This window comes from Rhizobium sp. RHZ02, assembly GCF_014851575.1.
Taxonomy (GTDB): Bacteria; Pseudomonadota; Alphaproteobacteria; order Rhizobiales; family Rhizobiaceae; genus Rhizobium; species Rhizobium altiplani.
This window is the reverse complement of the sequence record NZ_JACUZX010000004.1, coordinates 232,589-247,098: the sequence shown is the minus strand read 5'-3', so window position 1 is coordinate 247,098 and position 14,510 is coordinate 232,589. Positions and strand designations below refer to the sequence as shown.

At 61.8% G+C, this 14,510-nt stretch carries 16 protein-coding genes; 6 read left to right on the top strand and 10 right to left on the bottom strand.

The window, feature by feature from the left end; translation table 11 throughout:
* Positions 1–51 precede the first annotated feature (51 nt).
* The gene (locus IB244_RS08920; protein WP_192303958.1) at positions 52–1,893 is read left to right on the top strand and encodes a hypothetical protein; all 1,842 of its coding nucleotides are present in this window, start codon (positions 52–54) and stop codon (positions 1,891–1,893) included.
* A 3-nt stretch (positions 1,894–1,896) separates the two neighbouring features.
* Here the strand turns inward: IB244_RS08920 and IB244_RS08915 are convergent, their stop codons facing one another.
* Together IB244_RS08915 and IB244_RS08910 are read right to left on the bottom strand one after the other, a co-directional pair.
* Positions 1,897–2,133 (bottom strand): hypothetical protein, encoded by a 237-nt coding sequence (locus IB244_RS08915; RefSeq protein WP_018855216.1) that lies wholly within the window; start codon positions 2,131–2,133, stop codon positions 1,897–1,899.
* A gap of 50 nt (positions 2,134–2,183) precedes the next feature.
* Positions 2,184–2,522: a hypothetical protein gene (locus IB244_RS08910; RefSeq protein ID WP_192303956.1), complete on the bottom strand. Its 339-nt coding sequence runs from the start codon at positions 2,520–2,522 to the stop codon at positions 2,184–2,186.
* 217 nt (positions 2,523–2,739) lie between these two features.
* Between IB244_RS08910 and xseA the strand changes: the two genes are divergently transcribed.
* The gene (gene xseA, locus IB244_RS08905; RefSeq protein ID WP_018855213.1) at positions 2,740–4,329 is read left to right on the top strand and encodes an exodeoxyribonuclease VII large subunit; all 1,590 of its coding nucleotides are present in this window, start codon (positions 2,740–2,742) and stop codon (positions 4,327–4,329) included.
* 86 nt (positions 4,330–4,415) lie between these two features.
* On the top strand, positions 4,416–5,525 hold the full coding sequence (locus tag IB244_RS08900) for an endonuclease/exonuclease/phosphatase family protein (protein ID WP_192303954.1): 1,110 nt from the start codon (positions 4,416–4,418) through the stop codon (positions 5,523–5,525).
* Between the two features lie 66 nt (positions 5,526–5,591).
* Here the strand turns inward: IB244_RS08900 and IB244_RS08895 are convergent, their stop codons facing one another.
* Entirely contained in the window at positions 5,592–6,074 is a 483-nt protein-coding gene (locus IB244_RS08895) for a MarR family winged helix-turn-helix transcriptional regulator (RefSeq protein WP_192303952.1), read from the bottom strand.
* Positions 6,075–6,174: 100 nt separating this feature from the next.
* Between IB244_RS08895 and IB244_RS08890 the strand changes: the two genes are divergently transcribed.
* Positions 6,175–7,083: an EamA family transporter gene (locus tag IB244_RS08890; protein ID WP_113470616.1), complete on the top strand. Its 909-nt coding sequence runs from the start codon at positions 6,175–6,177 to the stop codon at positions 7,081–7,083.
* Here the strand turns inward: IB244_RS08890 and IB244_RS08885 are convergent.
* Positions 7,031–8,284, bottom strand: coding sequence for an aminopeptidase (locus tag IB244_RS08885; protein WP_018855209.1), 1,254 nt, complete (start codon positions 8,282–8,284; stop codon positions 7,031–7,033). The two genes, IB244_RS08890 and IB244_RS08885, sit on opposite strands and share 53 nt — an antisense overlap.
* Positions 8,285–8,403: 119 nt before the next feature.
* Positions 8,404–9,120, bottom strand: coding sequence for a glutathione S-transferase family protein (locus IB244_RS08880; RefSeq protein ID WP_192240278.1), 717 nt, complete (start codon positions 9,118–9,120; stop codon positions 8,404–8,406).
* A gap of 77 nt (positions 9,121–9,197) precedes the next feature.
* Here IB244_RS08880 and IB244_RS08875 point away from each other — a divergent pair, with 77 nt between their 5' ends.
* A complete protein-coding gene (locus IB244_RS08875; RefSeq protein ID WP_246734387.1) occupies positions 9,198–9,647 on the top strand; it encodes a MarR family winged helix-turn-helix transcriptional regulator in 450 nt (149 codons plus the stop codon).
* A 2-nt stretch (positions 9,648–9,649) separates the two neighbouring features.
* On the opposite strand, the gene ybaK is transcribed toward IB244_RS08875, so the two are convergent.
* From ybaK to IB244_RS08855, 4 genes are read right to left on the bottom strand one after another with little or no spacing between them, the layout of a single operon-like run.
* Positions 9,650–10,123: a Cys-tRNA(Pro) deacylase gene (gene ybaK / locus IB244_RS08870; protein ID WP_018855206.1), complete on the bottom strand. Its 474-nt coding sequence runs from the start codon at positions 10,121–10,123 to the stop codon at positions 9,650–9,652.
* Positions 10,124–10,126: 3 nt separating this feature from the next.
* Positions 10,127–10,477, bottom strand: a complete 351-nt coding sequence (locus tag IB244_RS08865) for an ArsC family reductase (RefSeq protein ID WP_018855205.1) — start codon at positions 10,475–10,477, stop codon at positions 10,127–10,129.
* A complete protein-coding gene (locus IB244_RS08860; protein WP_018855204.1) occupies positions 10,478–11,533 on the bottom strand; it encodes a succinylglutamate desuccinylase/aspartoacylase family protein in 1,056 nt (351 codons plus the stop codon).
* A gap of 34 nt (positions 11,534–11,567) precedes the next feature.
* The gene (locus IB244_RS08855) at positions 11,568–12,080 is read right to left on the bottom strand and encodes a 2'-5' RNA ligase family protein (RefSeq protein WP_246734386.1); all 513 of its coding nucleotides are present in this window, start codon (positions 12,078–12,080) and stop codon (positions 11,568–11,570) included.
* Positions 12,081–12,340: 260 nt separating this feature from the next.
* Between IB244_RS08855 and IB244_RS08850 the strand changes: the two genes are divergently transcribed.
* Positions 12,341–12,904 (top strand): methylated-DNA--[protein]-cysteine S-methyltransferase, encoded by a 564-nt coding sequence (locus tag IB244_RS08850; protein ID WP_192303948.1) that lies wholly within the window; start codon positions 12,341–12,343, stop codon positions 12,902–12,904.
* A gap of 32 nt (positions 12,905–12,936) precedes the next feature.
* On the opposite strand, the gene guaA is transcribed toward IB244_RS08850, so the two are convergent.
* Positions 12,937–14,499, bottom strand: coding sequence for a glutamine-hydrolyzing GMP synthase (gene guaA, locus IB244_RS08845; RefSeq protein ID WP_018855201.1), 1,563 nt, complete (start codon positions 14,497–14,499; stop codon positions 12,937–12,939).
* Between the last annotated feature and the right edge of the window lie 11 nt (positions 14,500–14,510).

Here is a 14,510-nt window from a genome sequence, read left to right as displayed (position 1 = left end):
CTTGACCGGCGAACGGTAGGATCTTGGCACTCAAACGGTGAGATCCGCTTCATGACGAATGTAGCCCAGATGATCCCTGGTTCCACATCGGCATCGCCGATCGCCAAGCTGCGCACCATGATGACCCGGTTATGGCCATCGGTGCTTTTTTACAGCGCTGTCCTTATTGCCGCGATCCTCGCTCTGAAGCTGCCTAGCGCGACCGACTATGTCGGCGCCGATAATGATGACGGGATGCGGCTTGTCGAAGTGCGTGATTTCCTGAACGGGCAGGGCTGGTTCGACCTCATGCAATACCGCATGGGACTCGGTGATGGTACGCTGATGCACTGGTCCCGGCTGATCGACCTTCCGATCGCGACGCTGATCCGGTTTTTCGGCTTCTTTTTCCCGCAAGAGCGGGCAGAGGCGGTTGCGCTGGCCGTCTGGCCGCTGTCGCTGATCGTTCCGAGCCTGTGGGCCATGGGACTTGCCGGCCGCCGCATCGGCGGCACGTTCGGCATGCATGTCGCCTTGGGGCTCACCGCTCTGCTCCTGGTTCCGAACAACCGCTTTCTGCCGGGCGCCATCGACCACCATAACGTCCAGTTTGCACTGGTCGCCATCATGACGGCGATGTTGCTCGACGAAAACCATCGGCCGCTCAGCTACGCCGTCGCCGGGCTGGCGGCCGCGATGGCGATCGCGATTGGGGCCGAAACGACGCCGTTCGTGGCGGTGGTATGCGTTGTCGTCGCCGTTTCGTGGGCTTGGGAAGGCGAGCCGTTCGCGCGCGCTGCCAAGGCTTTCGGGCTCGCCCTGGCTCTGTCCATCAGCCTGCTTTTCGTCGGAACCGTTCCGCCAAGGCTTTATTCGGCCGTGACCTGCGATAACCTGTCGCTCGGCTATTACAGTCTTGCGGCCATCGGCGGCGGGCTGTTGCTCTTTGCCGCCACGTTCGCGAGCGGACGGAGCCGACTGCTGCGATTTGCGGCCGTCGGCGGGATCGGCGCGGTCGTGCTCGTCTCCGCCGTCACGATCGCTCCGCAGTGCCTTCATAGTCCGCTGGCCGACCTCGATCCGCTTCTTGTCGAGCTCTGGTTGGACCGCGTGCAGGAGGCACAGTCGATCCTTGGCGCCAATTGGCAGGACCCTTTTACGCTTGGCTTCTACTATTCGACTGGGGCTTTTGCGCTTGCCGTCTGCGTGTTCCGCCTCGCTTACGGCGATCGCGTGCGGGTCCATCTTGTTCTGCTGTCCCTTCTCGCCGTCAGTTGGACAATCGCCGCGGTGCAAGTGCGCGGCACCGCGTTTTCCAATCTTCTTGCAATCCTGCCGCTGACATTGCTGATCATCGACATGCGCCGGTTATCGGCCAGTGACAGCGAAGATGTCGCGGCCGCCTTTTGCTACCTTTCCACGGTTCTCTTAAGCGTGGCGGCGGTGTGGGGGTTAGCGGGGGGGCTTATCGGCATGCAGATGGGGAATGGTGAAAGCATCCTGCAGACCGCACCCGCAAAACCGTCCTGCTCGTCGAAGTCGTCCATCGCGCCTTTGGCCGATTTGCCGGCCGGCCTGGTGGTCGCTCCGTCGGACGTCGGTGTGTCGATCCTTCGCTTTACCGGCAATCGCATACTGGCGGCGCCGTATCATCGAAACCAGGGCGGCATGCTGACGGAAATACATATTGGCCTGGCAGAACCGCAGGAAGCCGAGGCCTTCCTGAAGGGGGTCGGGGCTACGGTCCTTGCCTATTGCGCCGACAATCCGCAGACCAGGGAGCTTACGAAAATGAAGCCGGACGGCCTCTATGCGCAACTGGCGAAGGGCGTCGTTCCGGCTTACCTGCAATCCATACCGACGCCCGGGGGCGCGCCCATCCGGCTCTTCCGTTACATGCCCACCGGCTCGTAAGGCCTAGATGAAGCGTCGGCGGTCCCGGCTGCGATCGAAGGCGTAGAGGCCAAGCAGGCAGATCATGAGACCAGCGTCATAGCAGACGATGGCGGCCGCAAGATCAAGAATGGATGTGGATGAGACCCAGGCCGCACCAGCATAGGCGACGCAGATGAGGCAGCCAACCAACACCATCGAAAAGATCGAGCGCATTGGCGCGGTAGCGAAACCAAGTGTTGTGGTCGTCAGAGCGATCATCAGCCTCTCCTGAGTCGCGGCAGCATAGGCGTGTCCATCTTACCGAACAATTAATCTCGCGGCTTATTACCTTTTTCCCCAGTGGTTGCAACCGGCACGATTCCGGCCTGCAGCACAAAGGCAAGCGAGGTCAGCCCAAGAATGCTCTCTGCCGTGGTGCCGGTGGCGTGGACCCGAGAGATTCGAAGTGGCAGGACCGAGCCGTCTGGAACCGAAGCAAAGGTGAGCGCCTGCCCAGACGCCACGGTCACGACAAGGTCTCCACCGATGCCGACATAGACTGCCCTCGTGATCTCAACGAGGTCAAGACTGTCATTGGGGATGATGGCGAAACCGGCGCTCGCGGGACCGGTGAGCGAAGGGGCATGGGAGGCGAAACGGTCGGACATGGAAAACTCCTCTTGTCGGTTGTCCGATCTTCGCTCCGCAAGGATTGCCGGGGGAAACGGAGAGGTGATCGATTCGCCTGCTTTCCGGTTCGGCCGATCTAAGCTGTTGATGCTGAACGAAAAATAAGGGTGCCGTCGGCTTTGGCTACGGAAGAGCGCATAAAATCATCCCCCTTTGGAGGCTGCTCTTTGCCGCCTCATCGGCTAGAACAGGATCATGAGCAACGTCTTCGAGAATGATTCGCCGAGCAATCTTACCGAGTACTCGGTTTCGGAGCTGTCCGGCTCGATCAAGCGCACGGTCGAGACAGCCTTCGACCAGGTGCGCGTGCGCGGCGAAATTTCCGGATACCGGGGCCCGCACTCTTCCGGTCACGCCTATTTTTCCTTGAAGGATGACCGTGCCCGTATCGATGCCGTCGTCTGGAAGGGCAACTTCTCAAGGCTGAAATTCCGTCCCGAGGAAGGGATGGAGGTAATCGCCACCGGTAAGATCACGACCTTCCCGGGTTCATCGAAATATCAGATCGTCATCGAGACGCTGGAGCCGGCCGGCGCCGGCGCGCTGATGGCGCTGATCGAAGAGCGCAAGCGCCGGCTTGGCGCCGAGGGCCTGTTCGACCCGTCCCGCAAGCGGCGGCTTCCCTTCATGCCAAAGGTGATCGGTGTCGTGACGTCGCCCACAGGCGCCGTCATTCGCGACATTCTCCACCGCATCTCCGATCGCTTCCCGGTTCATGTCATTGTCTGGCCGGTAAAGGTGCAGGGCGAAGGCTCGGGCGAGGAAGTCGCCAATGCCATCCGAGGCTTCAATAGCTTCGAGACGCGTGGGGACATGCCCCGCCCTGATGTCCTGATCGTCGCGCGTGGCGGCGGCAGCCTCGAGGATCTCTGGAGCTTCAATGACGAAATCGTCGTTCGCGCGACGGCCGAAAGCCAGATTCCGCTGATCTCTGCGGTCGGCCACGAAACGGATTGGACGCTGATCGACTACGCTGCCGATGTGCGTGCACCGACCCCGACCGGTGCGGCTGAAATGGCCGTTCCCGTGAAGGCCGAACTGGAGGCGCAGACGGCCGCTCTTGGCGCCCGCCTACAGGGTTGCATGAGCCGCCGCATGGATCACCATCGCCAGTCCGTCCGGGCGCTGGTCCGCGCGCTGCCGTCGCTGGATCAGCTCTTGGCGCTGCCGCGTCGCCGGTTCGACGAGGCTGCCGCCGGTCTCGGCCGCGGCCTCGAACTCAACACGATCAACAAGCGCCGCAGCTTCGAGCGAACGGCGGCGCATTTGCGGCCCGATGTCCTCTCGAACCGCATCACCGAGCGCCGCCAGTATCTCAACGAACGGATCACGCGTGCGGAGCGCACGATCGAGCGTTTTATCGAGCGTTCCAGAGCTCCAGTCAGTCGTGCGGATGCTATTTTTGCGACATTGCCGGCTCGTCTGAAGACGCAGACATCGCGGCTGCGCGACCGTCTCGCCAATCTATCGCGTCACGCCGACACAGCGGTGGCGCATCAGCTGACGCGGGCACGCGGCGAGGTCGCGGCGCAGTATCGCGTGCTGCAGTCGTTGTCCTACGAGAATGTCTTGAAGCGCGGCTTTGCAGTTATCCGGGACGATGAGAATAGGCCGGTGTCACAGGCTGCAATGTTGTCCGCAGGCTCGGGTATCTCAATCCAATTCGCGGATGGTCGCGTCGGCGCGGTGACCACCGAGGGGCTCCCGTCTTCATCCACGCCGAAGAAACGAGCACAAAAACCACAGGATGAGCAGGCGCCGCCAAAGCAAGGCACTCTCTTCTAGATAGGTGCTGACGACCCAATCCTGGGCGACATCATTGAAATGCAACATATACGTGTCATTATCCCCGATAAACGGGAGGACGTGACATGAGACTTGCATCCTTCAATGTCGAAAACCTGTTCGACCGCGCAAAGGCGATGAACCTGGAAACCTGGGCCGACGGCCGGGTTGTTCTCGACCGCTTTGCCGAACTGGAGAAATTGCTGGGGCAGGTGACCTACAGCGAAGCCGACAAGGCGCGCATGGCCACGCTGATCATCGAGCTCGGCATGGAGGAGAGTGATACGGGTCCCTTCGTCATTCTTCGGCGCAACAGGGGCAGTCTTCTGAAACGGCCGAGAGCCGGCGGCGTGGTCATCACCGCCAACGGTCGCATCGACTGGGTCGGATCGCTGGAATTGCGTGACGAGCCGATCAACGAGATCGCCATGCAGAACACGGCGCGCGTCATGAGTGATCTCGAGGCCGATATTCTCGGCATCGTTGAAGTCGAGAGTCGGCCTGTGCTCACCGCTTTCAACACCCAGGTGCTGCCGGCCGTTGGCGGCAACCCCTTCACGCAGGTCATGGTGATCGACGGAAATGACGAGCGGGGCATCGATGTCGGGCTGATGACCCGAAAGGGTTTAGCGCTCGACATCATGCGCAGCCACGTCGATGACAGGGACGCGTCAAGCAACCCGATCTTCTCGCGCGATTGCCCCGAATATTACGTGACGACGCCCGGGGGAACGACGCTGCTTGTCATGGTCAATCATTTCAAGAGCAAGGGTTTCGGCAGCGCTCAGTCCTCCGATGCTCGCCGGCACGCGCAAGCGCAACGGGCGCGCGAGATCTACGAGAAGCGTCTCGCGGAAGGATTCGACCACATCGCACTGATCGGCGACCTCAACGACACGCCGGATAGCGCCCCGCTGGCGCCGTTGAAGGAGAGCACGTTGAAGGATGCCTTTACGCATCCCGCGTTCGATGACGGCGGCTTTCCTGGGACCTTCGGTCTTGGCAACGCCGGAAACAAGATCGACTACCTGTTCCTGTCGCCGAAGCTTTTTGACAAGGTCGAGCGAGGCGGTGTCTTCCGCAAGGGCGCCTGGCCCGGAAGCCGGCCGAAACGCTGGGAGACCTATCCGGAACTCACCGAGCCGAAACACGCGGCGTCGGATCATGCCGCCATCTGGGTTGACCTGCACATCTGAGGCCAAAGACAGGGAGGCTGCCGTCCGTCGATGCCACGGCACACACGAGGAGGGCCGCTGGCCCGGCTACTCGAATGTCGCCAGAAACTTGCGCAGCAGGGCGTCGAGCTGGGCCTTCTCCTCCGCGCTGAAACCCTGCGTCAAGCGTTGCTGATTGGCGACGTGGAGGCCGACGGCACTTTCCACGGCGGCAAATCCGGCTTCGGTCAGGGCGATGAGAACACTTCGCCGATCATCCGGATTGAGAACGCGCTCGACCAGGCCCGCTTTCTCCAACTGGTCGATCCGGTTGGTCATGGTGCCGGAACTGACCATCGTCATGGAGAGCAAATCGCCGGGGGAGAGCCGATATGGCGCGCCTGAACGCCTGAGGGTTGCCAGCACATCGAAGGACGAGGAGGAGAGCCCCTGCTGCTGCAGCACCTGGTCGACCTCGCGGGCGAGGTGCGTCGTCAGCCGCTTCAGTCGCCCCATGATGCCCATCGCCTGGGTATCGAGGTCGGGGCGCTCGTTTTTCCATTGCGCAAGTATCTTGTCGACGCGATCCATCGGTCAGCCCGTTCTTCTGCGAAGACTGTTATCATCGCGTATCTTGACGTCAAGATAAATGGCGCTACATTGTATTTATCTTGATGTAGAGATTCTTGAGATGAAGAAAACTCAAGCACCGCTTTCCGAGGTGCTGATCACGGCGTTGGCTCCGACGATCTGGGGCAGCACCTATTTCGTCACGACATCCTTTCTTCCGCACGGATATCCGCTGACGGTCGCCTTCCTGCGGGCTCTGCCGGCCGGGCTTCTGCTGCTTGCGATCGTCCGGCAGCTGCCGCAGGGAATCTGGTGGCTTCGCGCCTTCGTGCTCGGCGGCCTGAATTTCTCGTTCTTCTGGGCAATGCTGTTCGTGTCGGCCTATCGTCTGCCGGGCGGTGTTGCCGCGACCGTCGGAGCCATTCAGCCGCTCATCGTCATCCTGCTGTCGCGCATTTTCCTCGGCCGGCCGATCCACGCCGTTGCCGTTGGGGCCGGCGTGGTCGGGATGACAGGTGTGGCACTTCTCGTGCTCACACCCAATGCGGCGCTCGAACCGATCGGCGTTGCCGCCGGCATTGCGGGGGCGGTTTCGATGGCATTCGGCACGGTGCTGACGCGACGTTGGGTTCCGCCGGTTTCGAATCTGGCCTTTACCGCATGGCAACTCACGGCCGGCGGCATCCTGCTCGCGCCCGTCGCCTTCTTCGTCGAACCCACACTGCCGGTGCCGACCGCGGCCAATGTGCTGGGCATCGCCTATCTTGGCCTGATCGGCGCAGCGTTCACCTATTTGCTGTGGTTCCGGGGGCTCGCGCGCATCGAACCGTCAGCTGCGGCCTCGTTGGGCTTCCTGAGCCCGGTCACCGCCACCCTTATCGGTTGGCTGGCTCTCGGGCAAAGCCTGACGCCCGCGCAGCTCTTCGGCTTCGCGATGGTGCTCGCGAGCGTCTGGCTCAGTCAGCGCACGATGTCGGTCAGGCCCACTCGCCCTGACGCATCACCGGAACCCGCGAGCCGTCCGGCTTGATGCCGTCGATATCGACCTGGCCGGAGCCGATCATCCAGTCGATGTGGATCAGGCTCGAGTTGCCGCCTTGCGCCTTGATCTGCTCCTGCGTCAGGCTTGCGCCGTTGACGAAGCACTTCGAATAGCACTGGCCGAGCGCGATGTGGCACGACGCGTTCTCGTCGAACAGCGTGTTGTAGAAGAGAATGCCGCTGGCCGAGATCGGCGAGGAATGCGGCACCAGCGCCACTTCGCCCAAGCGGCGCGCGCCCTCATCGGTATCCAGCACCTTGTTCAGCACTTCCTCGCCACGCGAAGCCTTCGCTTCGACGATCCGGCCGCCTTCGAAGCGAACCCGGATGTTGTCGATCAGCGTGCCCTGATGGGACAGCGGCTTGGTGCTCGAAACATGGCCTTCGACGCGCAACGCATGCGGGGTCGTGAAGACTTCCTCGGTCGGAATGTTCGGATTGCAGGTAATGCCGTTCTTGGCCGTCGACGAGCCGCCGTGCCACTCGTGACCGTCGGCAAGACCGACCGTCAGATCGGTGCCAGGTCCCCTGAAGTGCAGCGAGGCGAAGCGCTCGCCATTCAGCCAGTGCGAGCGTTTGGCGAGATTGGCATTGTGCTCGGCCCAGGCCGCAATCGGGTCTTCGACATCGACGCGCGACGCCGCGAAGATCGCCTTGGCGAGCTTGGCAACGGCGATTGCTTCCGGATCGTCAGGGAAGACGAGCGCTGCCCAGGACGGGTTGGGGTAGGAGACGATGTTCCAATTGATGTCGAAATTCGAGATCTTTTCCAGCGCCGGCTTGTAGGCCGCCGAGTTCGCCCGGTTGGCACGGCCGACCTTTGCCGGATCCTGTTCCGAAAGCAGCATCGGATTGTCGCCAGAAACCGCAAGGCGTGCAGTGCCTTTGGCATAGGCCTTGGCCATGCCGTCGTAGAGCCAGTCGGAGGCGCGATCGAAGCTCTGATCACTGCCATATCGGTAGCGCGCCAGCGTCGAATCCTCGTCCGAATAGAACGCTGTCACCAGCCCGGCACCTGCCATATAGGCATGCTGGGTAATCAGGCGCACGAGGGGCAGGGCGACGACCGGGGCCGTGATCACGAGATCCTGGCCCGTCTGCAGCTGCAGCCCGACCTTGACGGCCACCTCCGCCAGTTTCTCAAGCTTTACGGGATCCACGGAGGTCTGGCTTTGCGGCATGAAATTCATGATCGGTCACTCCTCGAACAAAACGGATTGGCCGGTAGACTTAGACCCCTTTACGGCGAAATTGAAGCTCGCTTGTCGACCGATGGCAGCTCTTTGCCGCCATCGGCCCACACGCGGGATTAGGCCGCCGAAACGGATGGCTGCTGCAACAGCACCGCGTCGTGGCGCTTCAGGAAGGCCATCAGCCGGTCGGCATAGTCAGGTCCGACGGCGGCCTTCACGCTCGGTCTCTCGGACAGCGCTGTCCGCCAGGCCTGGACGCGGGGCAGGCCGGCAAAAATGCCGCTGCCGCCGATGGCGTCGAAGACGTCGAAGTAGCGAAAGATCGGCGCAAACACGGCATCGACCAGGCTGAAGTCCACGCCCGCAAAGTAGGGGCCATCCTTCAGTTCCGCCTCGATGGTGGCGAACTTTGATGCGAGCACCTGCCGCTTCGCCTCCAGCTGCGCGCGATCCTGCGTCGTTTCGTAGACCCAGAGATCGGAGAGGATCGAAGAGCCGAACTCCATCCAGCCGCGGTGGCGGGCGCGTGTCAGCGGGTCGGATGGATGAAGGCGGCGGCCGTCCTGCGTCTCCTCCAGATATTCACAGATTACGCTGCTTTCAAAGAGCACGTCCTGACTGCCGTCGCTGAGGCGAATGCAAAGCAGAGGCACCTTGCCGAGCGGCGAGACCTCAAGGAACCAGCGCGGTTTGTCCGCGAGGTCGATATTCACGCGCTCGAACGGCACTCCTTTTTCCGCAAGCGCGATCGCGGCGCGCTGTACGTAGGGGCAAAGGTGGTGGCTGACGAGCAGCAGAGCGGAACCGGATACTTGAGGTGGCAAATGATCCATCGTGGCAATCTCCATTGTAGATGCAATTGCATGTAATAGCTGTTGCGCCAGAATTCAAGATAGATGTAAATGCATGTATGAGTAGAAAGACGAATAGAGCCACGCCCTCCGATGCGGTGATCGATGCCTGGATCGGGCTGATGCGCGCGCAGCAGCGACTGCTCGGTCAGATCGAAGCGGATCTCAAGCAGGCCGGGCTCCCAACGCTCGGCTGGTACGACGTGCTCTGGGAACTGGTGCGGTCGCCGCAGGGCAAGTTGCGGCCATTCGAGATCGAAGAACGAACGTTGCTAGCCCAATACAATCTTTCGCGACTGATCGACCGCCTCGAGAAGGCAGGGCTGGTGCAGCGCCAGAGCTTCGATCAGGACGGGCGCGGGCAGTGGGTGGTCGTTACCGAGGAGGGACGCGCGCTGCAGAAGCGCATGTGGAAGGTCTATGCCAGAGCCATCGAGGAGAACTTCGGCGCCAAGCTGAGCGAGGTTGATGTCGCGACGCTGACCTCGCTGCTGTCACGCTTCAGCTGAGATCAGGCAATGAGGGGCGCGGCGGCAGCCTTCAGCGTCTTCAACGCGTCCTTCGGGTCCAGCCGAACCTGCAGGCCGCGTTGCCCGCCGTTGATGTAGACCTGCGCCTCCGTCAGCGCTGTTTCCTCGATTGCTGTCGGGACGAGCTTCTTCTGGCCGAACGGGCTGATGCCGCCGACGTGGTAGCCAGTCAGGCGCTCGGCATCGGCGGGCTTCATCATGTTGGCGGACTTTCCGCCGAAGGCGCTTGCGAGCTTCTTCATGCTGACTTCACGATCCGACGGCACGACGACGCAGACCGCTTTGCCGTCGACCTCCGCCATCAGCGTCTTCAACACGCGATGCGGCTCCTCGCCAAGCGCTTCTGCCGCCTGCAGGCCAACGCGCTCCGCATTCGGATCATAGTCGTAGGTATGGACCGTGAAGGCAATTCCGGCTTGGCTCAGAACCTGCGTGGCGCGTGTGGTTTTCGACATCGATCAGGCCTTGAAGAAGCTGCCGTAGATCTCGGGCTTGAAGCCGATGAGCAACTTGCCGTCTGCCTCGACAACCGGCCGCTTGATCATCGATGGCTGCTCCAGCATCAGCGAGATCGCCTTGCCCTCGTCGAGATTTTCGCGCTCGGCCTCGGGCAGCTTCCGAAAGGTCGTGCCTGTTCGGTTGAGCACCGTTTCCCACCCGGCTTCCTTCGTCCAGGCCTGCAGATGCGCGCGATCGATCCCGACAGCCTTGTAGTCATGGAACTGGTAGGCGACGTCATGCTCTTCCAGCCAGGTTCGGGCCTTCTTCATGGTGTCGCAGTTCTTGATGCCGTAGATGGTGACGGTCACTTAGTCCTCCAGCGTTCCAGGCTTGCGTGTTGCCTTGCTGGCGGTCTTGCAAGCAATCTTCATCAGGTCGGCGCGCCGGCGAACCAGCCGTTCGGAGCTGCGCGTCACGATCAGGCCGGCCTGTGGTGCACAAATCTCGATGCTGCCGTCAGCCATGCCGGGGCGGGTGATCAACGTGGCAAGCACATCGCCTTCGCCAACCCATTCGCCGATGTTGCGTTGGAAGAGAACCGTGCCGGCCTCCGGCGCGCGGACCACCTCGATATTGTCGAGCGGGACAGCGGGGCCATCGAAAGCGGGCAGCGAGACCGGGGCATCGATTGCGCCGCGGCTTGCCAGGAATTTCCACAATCCCTCGGCATCCTTCTTCGCCATCTCGGGATAGACGTCACGCCGGCCGCGAAGCTCAACGGTGACAGACAGCTTGCCGGGCAGGCGCGATTGTTTCTCTAGGGTCTCGTATTTCCAGGCAAAACCGACGGCCTCCTCGAAGGCGGAACTCTCGCCATCGGAGAGAAGAACGGCTTCCATCTCCATCGCAGAGGCCAGATCGGCCGCCTCCGGCCAGAATGCCTCGTCGATATAGGCATATTGCAGGGATTCATCATCGCAATGCAGATCGATCACCAGATCGCAGCCGAGCGCCATATGCAGCAGCTGGCGCTTCAGTTTCTCGACGGCCGAACGGCGCTCGAGGTCCTCAAGCAACCCGTCGCGATCTTTCACCGAGATCAGCGGAAACTCCCTGTTGAAATTGGTGCGCGATCCAAGATCGAAGCGGCCCTGAAGTTCGCCGAAATGCGACTGGGCCGCCCCGATCGGATTGGCATGCGGGACGACGATGAAGTCGCTCTTGATCTGACCGGCGTTTTCCGACTGGCGCAGTCTTTCACACAGGAAGTGAACCAACGCCGTGCCCGGCAGCTCGTTGGCGTGGAGAGCCGCCTGAATGTAGACCTTCGGTGCCTTGGGATCGCTGCCATTGAAATGAAGAACCGGCAAACGCCACTCGATACCCGCCGTGTCACCGGCAATAATGATCTCGGACGTGTTCATGTCGTTCTCCGCTTGATGCCTTGTCGCAGGAGCTTTAAGCGAGTTCGATAGCTGGAGGCAAGGTGTTATCCGCGCGCATGAAGCGGCCAGCGCCCGAGCTCTTCGTAGCCTGCTTGACGCGATTGTGCAGCAGAACGAATTCGTGCGCAGCCATCACGACCGGCCTCCGCAGGGCGATCCGCGGCACCACGTCCTTGTCGCAGAGGAGCGTGGTGTGAGGTTGAAAGTTCGGGTTCAGATTGGCGTCTGCGCCCAACCGGTGCACCTCGATCGCGATCTGCACATGCAGTTGCCACAGTTCCCGTCCGCCATTGCCTTCGAGTACGATCGCGTTGTCCTGCGGCAGCAGGAAGGTGATGATATGGTCGAAGACGAGCTCGAACTGACACGCCTCGATCGCCGTTCCTGCCTGGCGTGCCGCCGCGATGACCCCTTCGGGAATGCGGGCGCTCTTGCCGACACAATAGAGCGAGACATGCACGGCCGCCGGCGGACGCGGCGATGCGAGGGGAAGGTGTTCCCGCTGTAGCCACTGCTGGATCGACACGCATTCGTCGAGCGATTGCGGATCCGGCAATATCGCAAAGAAAAGACTCTCTCTGGCGAAGCGCGATGGTTGTTGGCGCGTCTTCGGCGAAGCGAAATCGAAAGATGCCTGCTAACATTTGATCTTGAAATGGCAAGAACAAAAAAAGAACATACGGGCGAGCGATCGACCGGAGCAAGCTCGTGCGAAGCAAGAAACGGGTTGAATTCGGGCCGCGACGGCACGATCTTCGGAGAAGAGCAGCAGGGAGGCAATGACCCATGCAACAGGCAATGCATCACTATCTGATTTTCGAGACGAGCGGTGGCTTCTGCGGCATCGCCTGGAATGATGTCGGCATTACGCGGTTTCAGCTGCCGACGTCGAGTGCCGAGGCAACCGAGCGATTGCTCCTTCGCCGCATTCCCGGCGCCGAGCCGGCGAAGCCGACGGCTGCCGTTGCCGAAGCTGTTGCCGCAGTGAAGCGCTATTTCAGCGGAGAGCCGACGGACTTCTCAGCCGTGAAGGTCGATCTCGCTGGTCAGGATGCCTTCTTCAGGCAGGTTTACGATGCTGCCCGCCAGATCGGCTGGGGCCACACGACCACCTACGGTGCGCTCGCGAAACAACTCGGCGTAGGGCCGGAGGCCGCCCGCGACGTCGGCCAGGCGATGGCGAAAAATCCGGTCGCCTTGATCATCCCCTGCCATCGCGTGCTAGCGGCCGGAAACAAGATCGGAGGCTTCTCCGCGCCCGGCGGCTCAACGTCCAAGCAGAGGATGTTGGAGCTCGAAGGCGTTAGCCTGGCGCCGCCAAAGCCGGTGCAGCAGTCACTTGATTTCTGATGGATGTCGCCTCGATTGAGGCGACTCTCAAATCATTCCCACTCGATGGTGCCGGGCGGTTTCGAGGTCACATCATACACGACACGATTGATGCCGCGCACCTCGTTGATGATGCGGGTTGCGGCGCGCCCGAGGAATTCCATGTCGTAGTGATAGAAATCCGCAGTCATGCCGTCGACGGACGTCACGGCGCGGAGCGCGCAGACGAACTCGTAAGTGCGGCCGTCGCCCATGACGCCGACGGTCTGGACAGGCAGCAGCACGGCGAAGGCCTGCCAGATGGCGTCGTAGAGGCCGGCCTTGCGGATCTCGTCGAGATAGATGGCGTCGGCTTCGCGGAGAATCTCCAGCTTTTCGCGGGTGATGCCACCCGGGCAGCGGATCGCGAGACCCGGACCCGGGAAGGGGTGGCGGCCGATGAACGAGTCGGGCAGGCCGAGCTCCTTGCCAAGCACGCGCACTTCGTCCTTGAAGAGTTCGCGCAGCGGCTCGACGAGCTGCATGTTCATGCGCTCGGGAAGGCCGCCGACATTGTGGTGCGACTTGATCGTCACCGACGGTCCGCCGGTGAAGGAAACGCTTTCGATCACATCAGGATAGAGCGTGCCCTGGCCGAGGAAGTCGGCGCCGCCGAGCTTCTTGGCCTCTTCCTCGAAGGTCTCGATGAACAGGCGACCGATGATCTTGCGCTTGGTCTCTGGATCGGAAACACCCTCGAGCTCGCCGATGAACTTGTCGGATGCGTCGACGTGGATGAGGTGCAGATTGTAGTGTTCGCGGAACATGGCGACGACGTTGGCCGCCTCGTCCTTGCGCATCAGTCCGTGGTCGACGAGCACGCACGTGAGCTTGTCGCCGATCGCTTCGTGGATCAGTAGTGCTGCGACCGAGCTGTCGACGCCGCCCGAAAGGGCGCAGAGGACGCGCTTGTCGCCGACCTGCTCGCGGATCGCTTCGACCGCCTTCTGGCGATAGGCCGACATCGACCAGTCACCTTTGATGCCGGCGATGTTGTGAATGAAGTTGCCGATCAGCTTGGCGCCATCGGGCGTGTGCACGACTTCCGGGTGGAACTGCACGCCATAATATTTGCGCTTCTCGTCGGCGATGAAGGCGTATGGCGCGTTCGGCGAAGTCGCGACGACCTTGAAGCCTTCAGGCAGCGCCGTCACGCGGTCGCCATGGCTCATCCAGACCTGATGGCGGGAGCCCTTCGACCAGAGGCCTTCGAACAGTTGGTTGTCTTCGTCGACTTCGAGGAAGGCGCGACCGAATTCGCGGTGATGACCGCTCTCGACCTTGCCGCCGAGCTGCATGCACATCGTCTGCTGGCCGTAGCAGATGCCGAAAACGGGCAGGCCGCTGTCGAAGATGATCTGGGGCGCGCGGGGCGAGCCTTCATCAACCGTCGAGGCCGGGCTGCCGGACAGGATCACGGCTTTCGGCTGCAGGCGCTTGAAGCCTTCTTCGGCGGACTGGAAGGGAACGATCTCGCAGTAGACACCCGTTTCGCGCACGCGGCGTGCGATCAGCTGGGTTACCTGGCTGCCGAAATCGACGATGAGGACGCTGTCTGGATGTGCTGTCTGGGTCATGGCGAGCCTTT